Annotated in this window: 14 protein-coding genes; 3 read left to right on the top strand and 11 right to left on the bottom strand. The window is 69.5% G+C overall.

The genetic code is table 11. The features are described from left to right. Positions 1-25 precede the first annotated feature (25 nt). From HMH01_RS09645 to HMH01_RS09625, 5 genes are read right to left on the bottom strand one after another with little or no spacing between them, the layout of a single operon-like run. Entirely contained in the window at positions 26-1,210 is a 1,185-nt protein-coding gene (locus tag HMH01_RS09645) for a molybdopterin molybdotransferase MoeA (RefSeq protein ID WP_171324684.1), read from the bottom strand. Further along, the gene (moaC, locus tag HMH01_RS09640) at positions 1,210-1,689 is read right to left on the bottom strand and encodes a cyclic pyranopterin monophosphate synthase MoaC (protein ID WP_171324682.1); all 480 of its coding nucleotides are present in this window, start codon (positions 1,687-1,689) and stop codon (positions 1,210-1,212) included. Before moaC ends, HMH01_RS09645 begins: the two co-directional genes overlap by 1 nt. Then, positions 1,686-2,501, bottom strand: coding sequence for an indole-3-glycerol phosphate synthase TrpC (gene trpC / locus HMH01_RS09635; RefSeq protein WP_171324680.1), 816 nt, complete (start codon positions 2,499-2,501; stop codon positions 1,686-1,688). The genes moaC and trpC overlap by 4 nt, the downstream gene beginning before the upstream one ends. After that, positions 2,498-3,529 carry an anthranilate phosphoribosyltransferase gene (gene trpD / locus HMH01_RS09630; RefSeq protein WP_171324678.1) on the bottom strand — a complete coding sequence of 344 codons (1,032 nt, stop codon included), beginning with the start codon at positions 3,527-3,529 and terminating at the stop codon, positions 2,498-2,500. The genes trpC and trpD overlap by 4 nt, the downstream gene beginning before the upstream one ends. Continuing rightward, positions 3,526-4,107, bottom strand: a complete 582-nt coding sequence (locus HMH01_RS09625; RefSeq protein WP_171324676.1) for an anthranilate synthase component II — start codon at positions 4,105-4,107, stop codon at positions 3,526-3,528. The genes trpD and HMH01_RS09625 overlap by 4 nt, the downstream gene beginning before the upstream one ends. Before the next feature lie 143 nt (positions 4,108-4,250). Here HMH01_RS09625 and HMH01_RS09620 point away from each other — a divergent pair, with 143 nt between their 5' ends. Continuing rightward, a complete protein-coding gene (locus HMH01_RS09620; protein ID WP_171324674.1) occupies positions 4,251-5,426 on the top strand; it encodes a divergent polysaccharide deacetylase family protein in 1,176 nt (391 codons plus the stop codon). Positions 5,427-5,429: 3 nt separating this feature from the next. On the opposite strand, the gene trpE is transcribed toward HMH01_RS09620, so the two are convergent. From trpE to HMH01_RS09605, 3 genes are all read right to left on the bottom strand, one after another. Next, positions 5,430-6,944, bottom strand: coding sequence for an anthranilate synthase component I (trpE, locus tag HMH01_RS09615; RefSeq protein ID WP_171324672.1), 1,515 nt, complete (start codon positions 6,942-6,944; stop codon positions 5,430-5,432). Continuing rightward, positions 6,944-8,833 carry a SurA N-terminal domain-containing protein gene (locus HMH01_RS09610; RefSeq protein ID WP_171324670.1) on the bottom strand — a complete coding sequence of 630 codons (1,890 nt, stop codon included), beginning with the start codon at positions 8,831-8,833 and terminating at the stop codon, positions 6,944-6,946. Before HMH01_RS09610 ends, trpE begins: the two co-directional genes overlap by 1 nt. Positions 8,834-8,925: 92 nt before the next feature. Further along, positions 8,926-10,116: an aminotransferase gene (locus HMH01_RS09605; protein WP_171324668.1), complete on the bottom strand. Its 1,191-nt coding sequence runs from the start codon at positions 10,114-10,116 to the stop codon at positions 8,926-8,928. A 108-nt stretch (positions 10,117-10,224) separates the two neighbouring features. Between HMH01_RS09605 and HMH01_RS09600 the strand changes: the two genes are divergently transcribed. Beyond that, positions 10,225-12,039 (top strand): ABC-F family ATP-binding cassette domain-containing protein, encoded by a 1,815-nt coding sequence (locus HMH01_RS09600; protein ID WP_171324666.1) that lies wholly within the window; start codon positions 10,225-10,227, stop codon positions 12,037-12,039. On the opposite strand, the gene HMH01_RS09595 is transcribed toward HMH01_RS09600, so the two are convergent. Together HMH01_RS09595 and HMH01_RS09590 are read right to left on the bottom strand one after the other, a co-directional pair. Then, positions 12,036-12,560, bottom strand: coding sequence for a gamma-glutamylcyclotransferase family protein (locus HMH01_RS09595; RefSeq protein ID WP_171324664.1), 525 nt, complete (start codon positions 12,558-12,560; stop codon positions 12,036-12,038). The two genes, HMH01_RS09600 and HMH01_RS09595, sit on opposite strands and share 4 nt — an antisense overlap. Continuing rightward, positions 12,560-13,603, bottom strand: a complete 1,044-nt coding sequence (locus HMH01_RS09590; protein ID WP_171324662.1) for an aldo/keto reductase — start codon at positions 13,601-13,603, stop codon at positions 12,560-12,562. The genes HMH01_RS09595 and HMH01_RS09590 overlap by 1 nt, the downstream gene beginning before the upstream one ends. A 179-nt stretch (positions 13,604-13,782) precedes the next feature. Between HMH01_RS09590 and HMH01_RS09585 the strand changes: the two genes are divergently transcribed. Continuing rightward, entirely contained in the window at positions 13,783-14,178 is a 396-nt protein-coding gene (locus HMH01_RS09585; RefSeq protein ID WP_171324660.1) for a c-type cytochrome, read from the top strand. A 57-nt stretch (positions 14,179-14,235) separates the two neighbouring features. On the opposite strand, the gene HMH01_RS09580 is transcribed toward HMH01_RS09585, so the two are convergent. Then, positions 14,236-15,168 carry a calcium-binding protein gene (locus HMH01_RS09580; protein WP_171324658.1) on the bottom strand — a complete coding sequence of 311 codons (933 nt, stop codon included), beginning with the start codon at positions 15,166-15,168 and terminating at the stop codon, positions 14,236-14,238. Between the last annotated feature and the right edge of the window lie 56 nt (positions 15,169-15,224).

Raw genomic sequence — 15,224 nt, 5'->3', positions numbered from 1 at the left:
CGCCGAAGTGATTAACGAACCCCTCTCAGGGAAGCGGCAGAAATGCCACCGCGTCGCCGGGTTCCGATGCGGGCGCACGCGGCGGCCGGATCGCAAGGCAGTTCGCGGCCTGCAACACATGAAGAAGCGAGCTGTCCTGGCGCTCGAACACCTCGACCAGCGGGCCGTCGGCAGTCTCGGTCAGCCGGGCGCGCATGTAGTGCTCGCGCGGGCCGTTGGCGGGAACGGCATTCGCAAGCCGGCCCATGCGGATCACCGGGTCCGGCGGCAGGCCCAGATAGGCGCGGATCACCGGCAGCACGAAGATCACGCCACAAACCATTGCCGAGACGGGATTTCCGGGCAGGCCGATCATTGGCGTCCCGCGCAGGGTGCCCGCCATCAGCGGCTTTCCCGGGCGCATCGCGATCTTGTAGAAATCCAGCGTCAGCCCTTCGGCGATGGCCGTCTCCTGCACCAGGTCATGATCGCCCACCGAGGCGCCGCCGAGCGTCACGATCAGGTCGACGTCCGAGGCCAGTGCAAGCGTCGCGCGCAGGCTGTCGGGGCTGTCCGAGGCGATCGGCAACAGGCGCGGCGCGGCGCCGGCCTGTGCCAGCATCGCCGCAAGCCCGTAATTGTTGGAACTCACGATCTGGTCGGGCCCCGGCGCGGCACCCGGTGGCACCAGCTCGTCCCCGGTCGGGATCAGGGCCACGACCGGCTTGCGCCGCACCGGCAGGTGCGCGTGATTCATCGCGGCCAGCAGCGCGATATCGAGCGATGTCAGCGGCCCGAGGCCGGGGAAGGGCGCACCGGCGGCGAAATCCGCACCGGCGGGGCGGATGTGGCGCGCCTGGTCGCGGGTCTCGCGCACGGTGATGGTGTCGCCGTTCCGCTCGGCATCCTCCTGGATGAGGATGTCGTCCGCGCCTTCGGGAACCGGCGCGCCGGTGAAGATGCGCACCGCCTCGCCGGGGCCAAGCGTGCCCGTCCAGCCGCGCCCGGCGGCGGCCTCTCCGACCACGCGCAGCGTCATGCCGGGCTGCGAATAGGACCGGCGCACTGCGTAGCCATCCATGGCCGAGGCGGCGAAGGGCGGTTGCGTGCGGCGCGAGGTCAGCGGCTCGGCCAGCACCCGGCCGGCCGCGTCCAGAAGCGACACTTCTTCAGAACCAACGGGCCGGATGCCGGACAGGATCCGCGCCCGCGCCTCGGCGACGCTCAGCATCAGGGCGCCTCGAACCGGCCCGATGCGCCACCATCCTTGAAGGTCAGGCGCGCGCCGGTGATCTCCATGCCGCGATCGACCGCCTTGACCATGTCATAGACGGTCAGCGCCGCCACGGTCACGGCGGTGAGCGCCTCCATCTCGACCCCGGTCTGGCCGGTGGTCCTGACGGTCGCCTCGATCTCGACGCGCGGCGGGTTCTCTGCCGGGGTCAGGTCGACCGTGACCTTGGAAAGCGCCAGCGGATGGCAGAGCGGGATCAGGTCATGGGTCTTTTTCGCCGCCATGATCCCCGCCAACCGCGCCACGGCCAGCACGTCGCCCTTTTTCGCGCGTCCCTCGCGGATCAGGGAAAGGGTCTCGGGCTGCATGTGGATCTGCGCGATCGCGGTCGCCGTCCGATGGGTGACAGGCTTGTCCGACACATCGACCATATGCGCGTGGCCGGCTTCGTCGAAATGCGTGAGTTTTCCGTTCATTGCGCCGCTTTCATCACGGGATCCGCCAGCAGCTTCGCCGTCGCCGCGGCAACATCGGGCTGCCGCATCAGGCTTTCGCCGATCAGGAAGGTGGTCACGCCGCAACCCGCCATGCGCGCCAGGTCCGCGGGCGTGAACAGCCCGCTTTCGGACACGATCAGCGCGCCCTCGGGGGCCTTGGCGACAAGTTCCTCGGTCGTCTCAAGCCGCGTCTCGAAGGTCTTGAGATTGCGGTTGTTTATGCCCACAAGGCGGGATTTCAGCTTGTGCGCACGGGCCATTTCCCCGGCGTCGTGTACCTCGATCAGCGCGTCCATGCCCCAGCCGCGCGCCGCATCCTCAAGTTCCGCCGCCTGCGCGTCGCTGACGCTGGCAAGGATGATCAGGATGCAGTCCGCCCCCCAGGCGCGTGCCTCGGCCACCTGGTAGGGATCGTATAGAAAATCCTTTCGGATCAGGGGGATATCGACGGCCTTGCGCACAGCCTGCAAGTATTCGGGCCGCCCCTGGAAAGAGGGCGCGTCGGTCAGCACCGACAGGCAGGCGGCCCCCCCCTCGACATAGGCGCGGGCCAGCGCGGGCGGGTCGAAATCCGCGCGGATCAACCCCTTGGAGGGCGAGGCTTTCTTGATCTCGGCAATCAGCCCGTAGCGCCCTTCGGCGCGCGCACGGCGCAAGGCGCCCTCGAAGGCGCGGGGTGCTTGGGCGGCGCGGGCCGCCGTCTCGACGCCTGGCAGCGGACGCTCGGATTTCGCCGTGGCGATTTCCTCAAGCTTGTAGGCCTTGATGCGGTCCAGAACCGTCGCGCTCATTTCTCGGCCTCCGCAGCCTTGGTCGTCAGCTCGGCCAGCGCCGCGATCCTGGCGGCGGCGGCGCCGCTGTCGATGCTTTGCGCCGCACGCGCGACCCCCTCACGCAGATCGGCGGCAGTGCCCGCGATCACCAGCGCGGCTGCAGCGTTCAGCAGCACCGCGTCGCGATAGGCCGACGCCTCGCCCGCCAGCAGGGCGCGAAGCGCGCGGGCGTTCTCCTCGGGGGTGCCGCCGAGGATCGCGTCGAAGGCGTGGACCGGCAGGCCGGCATCCTCGGGGTGGATTTCGCCCAGGGTGACATGGCCGTCGTCCAGCCGCGCCACATGGGTCACGCCCGCGATCGAAATTTCGTCGGTGCCGTCCGCGCCATGGACCAGCCAGGCCCGGTCGGACCCCAGCGCGCCCAAGGTCTCGGCCATCGGCAGGATGATGTCGCGGCTGAAGGCGCCGGTCAGCTGGCGCTTGACGCCGGCGGGATTGGTCAGCGGCCCGAGGATGTTGAAGATGGTGCGCGTGCCCAGTTCCTGCCGGGCGGGCATGACATGGCGCATTGCCGGATGGTGCATCGGCGCCATCATGAAGGCGATCCCGACCTCCGCAAGCGCGCGCTCGACCACCGCAGCGCCGACCATGACGGAAATGCCCATCTGCGACAGCGCGTCGGCCGAGCCGGATTTCGAACTCAGGTTGCGGTTGCCGTGCTTGGCGACCGGCACGCCCGCGCCGGCCACGACGAAGGCGGCGGCGGTCGAGATGTTGAGCGTGCCCTTGCCATCGCCCCCGGTGCCGACGATGTCGATGGCACCCTCGGGGGCGCGGACCTTGACGCATTTGCGGCGCATGACGGCGGCGGCGGCGGCGTATTCCTCGACCGTCTCGCCGCGCACGCGCAGCGCCATCAGCAGACCGCCGATCTGGGCCGGGGTGGCGTTGCCCTCCATCAGGATGGAAAAGGCGGCCTCGGCCTCCTCGCGGGTAAGCGCGCCTTCGGCCGCGCGCGCGATCAGCGGCTTGAGGGGGTCGCTCATGCCGGTTCCGCCACGGTCTCGAGGAAGTTGCGCAACAGCCGGTGGCCATGTTCCGAGGCGATCGACTCGGGATGGAACTGCACCCCCTGAAGCGGCAACTCGCGGTGGCGCAGCCCCATGATCGTGCCGTCCTCGAGCCAGGCGGTCACCTCGAGGCAGTCCGGCAGCCCCTCGCGCGCGACGACAAGCGAGTGGTAGCGCGTGGCCGAGAAGGGCGAGGGAAGGCCCTCGAACAAGCCCTGGCCCTTGTGATGGATGATGCCGGGCTTGCCATGCACGATTTCCGTGTGGCGCACCACCTTGCCGCCAAAGGCCTGGCCCAGCGTCTGGTGGCCGAGGCAGACCCCAAGAAGCGGCGTGCCGGTCTCGGCCGCGGCATGGGTCAGCGCAAGGCAGATGCCGGCCTGGTCCGGATCGCAGGGCCCAGGCGAGAGCACGATGCCCGAGGGGCGCATCGCCATCGCCGCCTGCACGTCGAGCGCGTCATTGCGGCGGACCACGACCTCTGCCCCCAGACTGCCCAGGTAATGCACCAGGTTGTAGGTGAAGCTGTCGTAGTTATCGATCAAAAGCAGCATCAGGCCCCTCATCGCCTTGCATAAGCGGCCAGACATTCCGCATAGTCCGAACGCTGGCTATACATGCGCGGCAGGCCCGAGCATGGTCAAGAGGGGCAGGGACGAAATCGGCGGGAAAGGCAGCCGCCGGGATAGGAGCAGGAATGATCCGGTATCTTTTCGGCGTGGTTCTGGGAATGGCGGCCGTCGGCGCGGTGCTGGCCGCGGTGGCCGTGCTGGTGCCCAGCGAGAACGGCCCGATCGCGGCCATGCGCGATGCGGGAGAGGCGGCGCCCGAGGCCGGGCCAGAGGCCGCACCCCGGCCAGAGCCCGAGCCGGCACCCGCCTCAGAGCCCGAGCCAGCGCCCACGCCTGAACCGGCAGTGCCGGAACCCGCGGCGCCCGAGGCAGGACCGGAAGCGGCGGCCCCGCCGATCCCCGAGGGCCCGAGCCTGGGAACTCCCGCGCCGGGCGGGGACAGCGGCGCCCTTGGCCCGTCGGACGATGCGGCGCCTTCGCGCATCGCGTCCGCCCCCCAGCCCGCGCCCCAGATGGCCGCACCGGGGGCAGAAGCCGCACCCAGCGTGAACGTCGAAAGCGCCGCCGTGCCGCAGGTCGGCACGATCAGCGACGACGCCGCGGCCGAACTGATCGAGGGTGACGCGCTGGCGCAGAACGCGGTCGCCTTCGAGGCCGTCGGAAGCCAGACGCTGATGGCGGTGATCCTGATCGACGAGGGGGCCGACAGCCTGCTGCGCGGTCTCGTGTCGTCGCTGGGCGTGCCGGTCACCATGGGCGTGACCGCCGACATCCAGAACGCGGGCAGCGTCGCCAGCGCCTATCGCGACGCCGGCGTCGAGGTGGTCGCGGTCCTGCCCTCGCAAGGCGCGCTTGGCGTCACGGAGGGCATGTCGCCCGCCGCCGTCGAGCCGCTTCTGGCCGAGGTGTTCCAGCGGGTGCCGCTGGCGACCGCGGTCATGGATCCGATCAACGGCCCGATGCCGCGGGACCGCGACCTGACCGACGCGGTGCTGGAGGCGCTGACGGTGACCGGGCACGGGCTGCTGACCCATCGCGGCACCGGGCTCAACAACGTGCCGCTGATCGCGGACGAGGCCGGTGTCTACAGCGACGTGGTCTACCGGGTGATCGACGACAATCCGGGGGCGGCCAACATCGCGCTGGAACTGGGGCGGGGCGTGCTGGACGCGTCGCGCGGGGGCAGCGTGATCGTGGTGGGCCGCCTGCGCCCCGAGACGATGGACGCCATCGCAGCCTGGACCGGCAGCAACGAGGCGCGCTCGGTCACGCTCGCGCCCGTTTCGGCGGTGCTGCGCTGAGCGTCAGTTGGCGCCGCGGCGGGTGACGAAGATCCCCGCCTCGCGCGCTGCCTGGCGCAGCGCCTTGGCCTTGTTCACCGTCTCCTGGAACTCGGCCTCGGGGTCGCTGTCATAGACCACACCGCCGCCGGCCTGGATGTAGAGCGTGCCGTCCTTGACCACGCCGGTGCGCAGCGCGATGCAGACATCCATGTCGCCGTTGGCCGAGAAATAGCCCACGCCGCCGCCATAGACGCCGCGCTTCTCGCTTTCCAGCTCGTCGATGATTTCCATGGCGCGCACCTTGGGCGCGCCCGAAACGGTGCCCGCCGGCAGCCCCGCCAGCAGCGCGGAAAGCGCGTCATGCTCGGGCGCAAGCTCTCCCTCGACGTTGGAGACGATGTGCATGACGTGGCTGTAGCGTTCGATGATGAACTGCTCGTTGGGGTCCACCGTGCCGATCTTCGACACCCGGCCGACATCGTTGCGGCCCAGGTCCAGCAGCATCAGGTGCTCGGCCATTTCCTTGGGATCGGACAGCAGATCCTGCTCCAGCGCCTTGTCCTCCTCGGGGGTGGCGCCGCGGGGGCGGGTGCCGGCGATCGGGCGGATGGTCACGGTCCGGCCCTTGACCCGCACCAGGATCTCGGGGCTGGCGCCCACGATCTGGAAACCGCCCATGTTGAAGAAGAACATGTAGGGCGAGGGGTTGGTCCGCCTGAGCGCCCGGTAAAGCGCGAAGGGCGGCAGATCGAAGGGCAGCGCCCAGCGTTGGGACGGCACCACCTGGAAGATGTCGCCGGCGCGGATGTAGTCCTTCGCCCGCTCGACGATGGCGTGATAGCCCTCGCGGGTGGTGTTCGACACCGCCTCTCCCGGATCCAGCCAGTCGCCGGGGTTGCGGGTCTCGGACGTGGCGGGCCGGTCGAGATCGCGCACAGCGTCCATCACCCGCTCGGCCGCCTGGGCATAGGCCGCGCGCGCCGACTGGCCGGCGGCGGCCCAGACGGGGCTGACCACGGTGACCTCGCCCTTCACGCCGTCCACCACCACGACGATGGTGGGGCGCTGGAACATCGCGTCGGGCAGGTCCAGCGGATCGGGGTTCACGCCCGGCAGACGTTCCACCAGCCGGATCATGTCATAGCCCAGATAGCCGAACAGCCCGGCCGAGATGGGGGGCAGGTCGGCGGGCATGTCGATCCGGCTTTCCGCGATCAGCGCGCGCAACGAGGCGAGCGGATCGCGCTCGTCCGCCACGAAGGCGTCGGGATCGAAGCGCGCGTCGCGGTTGATCTCGGCCCCCGTGCCGCGGCAGCGCCAGATCACGTCGGGGCGCATTCCGATGACGGAATAGCGCCCGCGCACCTCGCCGCCGGTCACGGATTCGAGCATGAAACTGTCGGGCCGGGCCTGCGCCAGCTTCAGCATCAGCGAGACGGGCGTATCGAGATCCGCCACCAGCCGCGCCCAGACCAGCTGGTTGCGGCCGGCCTCGTGGATGGGTGCGAAATCCTCGAAGGCGGGTTGGATCTGCATCACGGATACTGCGCCAGCGTGTCGGCGATCAGCTGCTGGTTCACCGTGGGCGCCGCGGCCGTCACCAGGTCCTGCGCGAAGCCCAGGAACAGGGTCTGGCCCAGTTCGGCGTCCAGCGCGGCGGACAGCGTATCGAGCTGCTGGCGATAGGCCTCGCTGGCGGTGTCCACGGGCGCGATCTCGTCAAGCTGCACGACATGGGCGGCGGTGGGGCCGGCCATGACCGTGCTCTCGCCCGTGGCCGCGATGCCGAAGGCGGTGTCCACGATGCCCGCGGGCAGCCCCGGCTCGGGCTGGGCGGTGCGCGACAGCGGCGCCGGGCTGCGCGGTGTCAGCCCCGCATCGGCCGCGACCGCGTCCAGCGTGCGCCCGGTTTCCAGCAGCGCCTGCAACTCGGCTGCGCGCGCCTCTAGCCTGCGGGCAAGCTCGGCCGCGGCCCAGTCCGTGGCGACCTGGGCGCGCACCTCCTCGAAGGGGCGCAGGGCAGGGGGCACCACCTCGTCCACCCGCAGCGCCGCGATGCCGCCATTCTCAAGCTCGATGATGTCGCGCGGCGCCTCGCCCGGTTCCAGCTCGAAGGCCTCCTGCCGGAAATCCATGTCGCCGGCCAGGCCTTCGCCCATCTCGGCCGTCAACTCCAGGGTTCCGAATTCGAGCGGCGTTTCGGCGTCGATCTCTTCCAGCGTGGCGCCGGCGGCGATCAGGTCGAAGACCGGGTCGAACCAGTCGACGATCCGGCCGCGCGCCTCTTCCTCGGCCAGGGTCTGGCGCAACTCGTCCTGCACCTGCTCGAAAGGCGTGGCGAGGGCCGGAAGGATGGCGTTCAGCCTGTAGAGGGACGGGCCAAGATCGGTCTGCACCGGACCGATGATCCCGGGCCCCTCGGCGCCGAACACCGCCTCGCGGGCGGCCGCGCCCAGATCCTCGCGCCGGACCGGGCCGAGCGACAGGTCCGACGCCGACAGGCCCCGCTCGGCGGCGATGTCGTCGAAGCTCATCGTGCCGGCGTCGATCGCGGCCTTTGCCTCGGCGGCGCCTGCCTCGGTGCCGAAGGCGATCACCTCGACCAGCCGACGCTCGGGGCGGTTGAAGCTGTCCGACCGGGCGTCATAGGCGGCGCGGGCCTGATCGTCGGTGATCTCCACCTCGGTGGCCATGATTTCGGGGGTGAGGGCCACATAGGCGACGCGCCGCGTCTCGGGCGTGGTATAGGCGTCAGGGTTCGCCTCGTACTGGGCGCGAAGTGCCGCATCGTCGGGGGTGCCGACGGGCGTCTCCAGATGCCGCTCCTCGATGGTCAGAAGCCGCACGGTCCGGCGCTCTCCGTCGAAGGCCAGCGCCGTCTCGGCCAGGATCCGCGGCATCGAGGTGCCGTCCGTGACGACCGACTGCATCAGCGCGCGGGTGGTATCGCGGCGGACCTGCTCCTCGAACTGGGCGGCGGTCAGCCCGGCACGGTCGAGAAAGAAGCGGTAGGTGGCGCTGTCGAAGCCGTTGGCGCCCTGGAAGCTCTGTTCGGCCATGAGTTCCTCGCGCACCACCTCGTCACCGACCGAAAGGCCCAGGTCGGCGGCCTTGCCGTCCAGCGCCGCCTGCGTGATGAGCTGCGAGAGAACCTGCTGGTCGAGCCCGAAAAGCTGCGCCTGCTGCATGGTCGGGCGCTGGCCGGTCTGCGCGCCGACGGCGTCGAGCTGCTGGAACAGCCGGCGCACGAATTCCTCGCGCGAGACGCGCTGGTCGCCGACATTGGCCACGTTCTGGCCCGACAGGCCGGAAACCGCGCCGCCCAGCCCGAAGCCTGTCAGACCGACGATGAGCAGGCCCAGAAGCGCCCAGACGACGATCGAAGTCCCCTTGCCGCGGCTTGAAGATCGAAAGGCTCTGAGCATGGGTCATCCCTGTCCTGATGGCGTGCGTTCACGCGGTGTCGGGCAGTCTTAGGCCGAGGGTGTCGGCATCGCAAGAGGCGTGGGCGCAAGCGTCACGGCGCGACCTGCGCCAGCCTGCGTGCAAGTTCCGCGATACCGTCGCCATCGGCATTGGCAAAGGCGATGCGCAACTGCCGCTCTGCGCTGCCATCGCCGCCCCGGTCGCGGCGCGGGCCGAACATGGTGCCCGGCAGGACCAGAAGTCCCGCCGCCGCGACCAGCCATTGCGCCACCTGATCCGACGGGCGGTCCCAGGGGTGTTCGAGATAGGCGAAATAGGCGCCGCTGCCCAGAAGCCGCCAGCCGGGCAGGGTGGTGAAGGCGGTCTCGACCGCGGCGCGGCGGCGCAGGATCTCGGCCCGTTCCTCGGCGACCCACGGGCCCAGGTGGCGCAGGCCGTGAAGGGCCGCGCGCTGGCCAAGCTGGTTGGGGCAGATGGTCACGGTGTCGAGGAACTTCTCGATCTGCGCGAGCCGCCGTTCCGAGGCGATGAGCGCGCCGATCCTGTGCCCGGTCAGGCGGAACACCTTGGAAAACGAATAGAGATGGATCAGGACATCCGCCCAGTCGCCCGCGAACAGCGCGTGCGGTGCGTCGCCCGCGGAATGGAAATCGCGATAGGTCTCGTCAAGGATCAGCGCGATGCCGCGTGCCCGCGCAAGTGCTGCAAAGGCCGCGATCAGGGCGGGCGGGTATTCGGCGCCGGTGGGGTTGTTGGGGCTGACCAGCACGATCGCCTTCACGCGGTCATCGATCAGCGCCGCCGCCTGTTCGGGGTCGGGCAGCATGCCTGCGCCGCAGGGCAGGAGCCGCGTCTCGATCCCGTTCATGTCGAGCCACATCTTGTGGTTGAAGTACCACGGCACCGGCAGGATCACCGCATCCCCCGGATCGGCGACCGAGGCGATCGCCGCGGCAAAGGCCTCGTTGCAGCCGGCGGTGATCGCGACCTGCCGCGCATGGATGCGCCCGCGATAGAGCGCGGACCAGCGCGCCGCGATCTCCTCGCGCAACTCGGGCATGCCCAGCACCGGGCCGTAGACATGCGCGCCCGGATCCTCAAGCGCGGCGCGGGCGATCTCCTGGCGCAGCGCCTCGGGCGGTGGGTCCACCGGGGCGGCCTGGCTCAGGTTCAGAAGCGGCATGTCCGGGGGCAGGGTGGCGGACTGCGCCCAGGCGCGCGCCTCCATCACAGGGGGCGGAAAGGCGGCGGAAAGGTTCCGCCCGAAGGGGGCCACGGGCATGCTTGCTCCTGATCGTTATGCCCGACCTGATTAGCGCGGGACGCCGCCGATGCAAACGCCGCGATGACGCCGCTTGAATGTCGCCCGCCAAGACGCCATAGGGGCCACATGGCACAACCACCGCTTCTGACGCTTTCCGACATCACCCTTGGCTTCGGCGGCGTGCCGCTGCTGGACGGGGCCGAACTGTCCGTCGCACCGGGCGACCGGATCGGCCTTGTCGGGCGCAACGGGTCGGGAAAATCCACCCTTCTCAAGATCATGGCGGGGCTGGTGCAGCCCGATGCCGGCACCCGTTTCGTGCCGCCGGGCAAGTCGGTCGCCTACATGGAGCAGGATCCGGATTTCACGCCCTTCGCCACCTTGGGCGATTTCGTGCGCGCGGGCCTGCCCGAGGCCGAGCATTACCGCGCCGACATCGCGATGGAAGGGGTGCGGCTGGATGGATCGCTTGCCTGCGACCGCGCCTCGGGCGGCGAGCGGCGGCGCGCGGCGCTGGCGCGGCTGCTTGCGCAGGACGCGGATCTGATGCTGCTCGACGAGCCGACCAACCACCTGGACATCGGGATGATCCAGTGGCTCGAGGCGGAGCTGCGCCAGACCCGCGCGGCATTCGTGCTGATCTCGCACGACCGGGCGTTCCTGCGGGCGCTGACGCGCAGCATGCTCTGGGTCGATCGCGGCGTCGTGCGGCGGCTGGAGCAGGGCTTCGACGCCTTCGAGGACTGGCGCGACAAGATCTTCGACGAAGAGGACCAGGCCCGCCACAAGCTGGACCGGCTGCTGAAGGCCGAGGGCCGCTGGGCGGTCGAGGGCATTTCCGCCCGGCGCAAGCGCAACCAGGGTCGTGTGCGGCGCCTGCAGGAGATGCGCGCCGACCGCGCGGCGCAGATCCGGCGCACGGGGGCCGCGGCGCTGGAATTCGCGTCCGGTCCCAAGTCCGGCAAGCTGGTGGTCGAGGCCGAGGGCGTGACCAAGCACTTCGGCGACCGGGCGATCGTGCAGGATTTCGACCTGCGCATCCACCGCGGCGACCGGGTGGCGCTGATCGGGCCGAACGGGGCGGGAAAGACGACGCTTCTGAACCTGCTGACCGGGCAGATGGACCCCGATGCCGGGCGGGTCCGGCTGGGCACGGGGCTCGACATGGCGGTGTTCGACCAGAACCGCGCGGCGCTCGATCCCGATGCGACGCTGTGGGACAGCCTGACGCTGGATCCGACGCTGGGGGTGTCGGGGAATTCCGACCAGGTGATGGTGCGCGGCACGCCGCGCCACGTGGTGGGGTATCTGAAGGATTTCCTCTTCACCGAGGCGCAGGCGCGCGGCCCGGTCCGGGCGCTGTCGGGCGGCGAGCGGGCGCGGCTGCTGCTGGCGCGGATCCTGGCGCGGCAGAGCAATTTCCTGATCCTCGACGAGCCGACCAACGATCTGGATGTCGAGACGCTGGACCTGTTGCAGGAGCAGATCGACGATTACGACGGCACCGTGCTGCTGGTCAGCCACGACCGGGATTTCCTTGACCGGGTGGCGGCAACCTCGATCCTGATGACGGGCGACGGGCGGGCCACGGTCTATGCGGGCGGTTATTCCGACATGCTGGCCCAGGGCGGCCGGCTGCCCGAACCGGTGAACGCGGCAAGGCCGAAGCCCGCAGCCCCCCCGCGTGAAAAGCCGAAGGCCGAGCGCGCGAAGCTCAGCTACAACCAGGAGCGGCGGCTCTCGGAGTTGCCGGGGCAGATCGAACGGCTGGAGGCCGAGATCGCCAAGCTTTCGGAGTTCCTGGCCGATCCCGATCTCTACACCACGGCGCCGCAGAAATTCGCCAAGGCGACCCAGGCGCTGGCCGAGCGGCAGGCCGCGCTCGAGGCGGCCGAGCTGGAGTGGCTGGAGCTGGAAGAGCTGCGCGAGCAGGCGGGCTAGGCCAGCAGGCTTTCCCAGTCGTGAAATCCCGCGGCGCGCAACGCCTCGAGTGCCGCGATGCGCCCGGTGCGCGTGGCGTCCCGGTCCACGTCATGCGGGGCGGCGCGCAGGGACGCGAATCCGGCCGGGTCGAGGCCGTGTTGCGCGGCCCCGGCCAGGATCAGCGCCTTGTACCAGTCGAAGGGGCGGCAGCCCGTCTCTGGCGCGGTGGCGACATAAAGGCTTGCGCGCCAGGCCCCCACCTGCACCCCGTCGATCCGGTCGCAACCCCGCCCCACGCCCTCGATCGCATCGAGCGTGGCGAATTCGCCCTCTGCCAGTTCGTAGACGACCCCCGGCGCGACGGCCCCCGGCCGGGGCAGGACCGTCGCCTTGCCAGACCCGTCCATCCAGCCGCGCTTGGCAAAGGCGACCACATGATCGGCAAGCCACGCCCCACCAACAAGCCGCGCGCCGGGGCAGCGCGCGGCCAGGCGTTCGGTCAGCAGGTTCGAGCCATAGGCGAAGTAGAACCGTGCCATCAGTAGGGCTGCGGATAGGCCTTGTGCAGATCGGCGATGCCCTGAAGCACCTCGTCGCCGAGCGTGACATCGGCCGCACCTATCGCGGTGGCAAGCTGGTCCATCTTCGTGGCGCCGATGATGACCGACGTCATGAAGGGCCGGCTCATGCAGAAGGCCAGCGCCAGCTGCGCGGGATCCAGGCCATGCGCGCGCGCCAGCGCCACATAGGCGTCCGAGGCCGCCAGCGATTGCGGCGTGATCCGCCCCGCCAGCCCCTTGTTGATCGTCGCGCGCGAGTCCGCCGGAACCTGACCGCCGCTGTACTTGCCGGTCAGAAGCCCCGCCGCCAGCGGCGTATAGGCCAGAAGCCCGACATCCTCGTGATGCGCCACTTCCGCAAGATCGGTGTCGAAGTTCCTGTAAAGAAGGGAATATTCGTTCTGGATGCTGGCCACGCGCGGGCCGCCCGCGCGCTCTGCCTCGTTCAGGTATTGCATCACGCCCCAGGCGGTGTCGTTGGACAGGCCGATATGCAGGATGCGGCCCTTCCGCACCTCGTCGGCCAGCACGCCCAGCACGTCGGCGATGTTCTGGCGCACGGCGGCGCTGTCCTGATGGCTGGGATCATAGGCCCACATCTTGCGGAAGTGGTAATGCCCCCGCATCGGCCAGTGCATCTGGTAGAGATCGATGCGGTCGGTCCTGAGCCGCTTGAGCGACCCCTCGATGGCGGTGGGGATGTCCTCGGGCAGGATCGGCCGCCCCTCGCGGATGTGCTTCGTCCCGCCGCCCGCCATCTTCGAGGCGAGGATGACCTCGTTGCGCCGCCCCGTCCGCGCGAACCAGTTGCCGATGATCTCCTCGGTCAGGCCCTGTGTCTCGGGGGTGACGGGCACGGTCGCGTAAAGCTCGGCGGTGTCGAAGAAGTTCACCCTGTGATCCATCGCGTAATCCATCTGGGCAAAGGCCTCGGCCTCGGTGTTCTGCGAGCCCCAGGTCATCGTGCCAAGGCAGATCTCGGGCACGGTCAGGCCGGTGCGGCCCAGCGGATTCTGTTTCATCGGAAAAGCCTTCTTCGGTGGTGTTTCTTGGCGCGGACGCGCGGCCGGAGACCTAGGCCACCGCGGCACCGGTGGCAAGCGGGACAGGCCGCGATGGTTGAGCCATGTCAATGCCGCCCCCGCTGCGACGCGCCAGCATGCCCCCAAGCCGTTCGGCGCAAAGGGGGGGAGTAAGGAACATGAGACTCGCGATATCCGCGGTGCTGGGCGTGCTGGCCGCGATGCCGGCACTGGCGCAGGATCACAGCGTGGGCAGGGACAACTACATCGAGTATTGTGCAAGCTGCCACGGATCGAACGGAAAGGGCGGTGGACCGCTGGCGGAGCTGATCACCGTGGCGCCGCCGGACCTGACGACGCTGAGCCAGCGCAATGAAGGCGCGTTTCCGATGCTTCAGGTCATCCACATCATCGACGGGCGCACCGGGGTGCGCGCGCATGGCGGGCCGATGCCGGTCTACGGCGCGGTGTTCGATGCGCAGGCGGCGGCCGGCAGCGGCAGCTACGGCTCGGTTCTGGAAACGCGGGGGCGCGTGCTGGCGGTGGCGGATTTTCTCGAATCGATCCAGGAGTGACGGGCCACGCTTGAGCCGCGGGTCCGGCGCAGGGAAAGTGCTCCGCGCCGGACCCGTTCAGGCGATCAGGATATCGTCGACATAAAAGGCGTCGCCTGCGCCCGCCACAAGGACAAGCTGGCCGATATCGGAGGCGCCGACCGCAAGCATCCCGTCCGCGATGTCGGCGCCCGCGGTGTAGGTGCGCGTCTCGAGGATCGCGCCGCCTGCATCGGCGACGGCGAGTTCCACCGTCTCGCCCGCGTCGAGCCCGGTCAGCTTCAGGCTTGCCACATCGAAACTCGCGCCGCCCTTCGACAGGTTCATCTCGTGGGTGGTGCCATCGGCATCGCTGAAAACCCGGAACTCGAAATCGTCGTCGCCGTCGTGATCCAGTAGCGCCCCGGCGGTTTCCTGCACGCCGGCACTCGCGTCGCCCTGCGGCGCGCTGAACTGGAGCACGACGAAATCCTGCGCCTCGCCCACGATGTGATAGCCGTATTGCACCACGATGCCGAAGAGGGTGGATTCCGGCACCGTCGTGGTCTGGTCCGCCTCGAAGGTGATCAGCCCGGTCTGGGGCGTGCCACCGCCGCCTCCGCCGCCCGCAAGATCGAGCACCGATCCGTCGCCGAGAAAAACGTACTCCATGTTCACAAGCGTATCGGTGTAGCTGACGCCGCCGGCCTGGTAGGTCAGTTCGAGAGCGCCCTTGTTCTTGCCCCGCGTGATCTCGGTCAGGGTCCAGCTGTCGAAGATCACGTCGTAGGTGGCGAAATCGGTTCCCTCGCCGCCGTCGATCAGGTCGTTGCCAAGGCCCGGCGAGATCAGGTCGTTGCCCGCCTCTCCGTAAAGCGCGTCGTCGCCGTCGAGCCCGAAAAGCGTGTCGTCCCCAGCGCCCGCGCGGAGGATGTCCGCGCCCAATGTGCCCGAAAGGAGATCCGGCCCGTCCGTTCCGATGATCTCGCCCGAACCTCCGCCGCCGGGCTTGCCCTTGTTCGCCTTTGCCATGCCGCCCCCCTCCAATCCTCACGGAATGGTGAAGATGATGCCTCAAAACGCATGAA

The organism is Halovulum dunhuangense (genome assembly GCF_013093415.1).
Lineage (GTDB): Bacteria > Pseudomonadota > Alphaproteobacteria > Rhodobacterales > Rhodobacteraceae > Halovulum > Halovulum dunhuangense.
Note: the sequence above shows the minus strand (reverse complement) of the source record. Positions and strands in the feature narration are given on the sequence as shown.

What these genes read in the sequence shown, in the direction of transcription:
- HMH01_RS09600 (WP_171324666.1), top strand. Translation starts at nt 10,225, where the DNA reads ATGGCACAACCACCGCTTCTGACGCTTTCCGACATCACCCTTGGCTTC.
- HMH01_RS09605 (WP_171324668.1), bottom strand. Translation starts at nt 10,116, where the DNA reads ATGCCCGTGGCCCCCTTCGGGCGGAACCTTTCCGCCGCCTTTCCGCCC.
- trpE (WP_171324672.1), bottom strand. Translation starts at nt 6,944, where the DNA reads ATGCAGATCCAACCCGCCTTCGAGGATTTCGCACCCATCCACGAGGCC.
- HMH01_RS09610 (WP_171324670.1), bottom strand. Translation starts at nt 8,833, where the DNA reads ATGCTCAGAGCCTTTCGATCTTCAAGCCGCGGCAAGGGGACTTCGATC.
- HMH01_RS09590 (WP_171324662.1), bottom strand. Translation starts at nt 13,603, where the DNA reads ATGAAACAGAATCCGCTGGGCCGCACCGGCCTGACCGTGCCCGAGATC.
- trpC (WP_171324680.1), bottom strand. Translation starts at nt 2,501, where the DNA reads ATGAGCGCGACGGTTCTGGACCGCATCAAGGCCTACAAGCTTGAGGAA.
- HMH01_RS09580 (WP_171324658.1), bottom strand. Translation starts at nt 15,168, where the DNA reads ATGGCAAAGGCGAACAAGGGCAAGCCCGGCGGCGGAGGTTCGGGCGAG.
- HMH01_RS09595 (WP_171324664.1), bottom strand. Translation starts at nt 12,560, where the DNA reads ATGGCACGGTTCTACTTCGCCTATGGCTCGAACCTGCTGACCGAACGC.
- HMH01_RS09625 (WP_171324676.1), bottom strand. Translation starts at nt 4,107, where the DNA reads ATGCTGCTTTTGATCGATAACTACGACAGCTTCACCTACAACCTGGTG.
- moaC (WP_171324682.1), bottom strand. Translation starts at nt 1,689, where the DNA reads ATGAACGGAAAACTCACGCATTTCGACGAAGCCGGCCACGCGCATATG.
- HMH01_RS09585 (WP_171324660.1), top strand. Translation starts at nt 13,783, where the DNA reads ATGAGACTCGCGATATCCGCGGTGCTGGGCGTGCTGGCCGCGATGCCG.
- HMH01_RS09620 (WP_171324674.1), top strand. Translation starts at nt 4,251, where the DNA reads ATGATCCGGTATCTTTTCGGCGTGGTTCTGGGAATGGCGGCCGTCGGC.
- trpD (WP_171324678.1), bottom strand. Translation starts at nt 3,529, where the DNA reads ATGAGCGACCCCCTCAAGCCGCTGATCGCGCGCGCGGCCGAAGGCGCG.
- HMH01_RS09645 (WP_171324684.1), bottom strand. Translation starts at nt 1,210, where the DNA reads ATGCTGAGCGTCGCCGAGGCGCGGGCGCGGATCCTGTCCGGCATCCGG.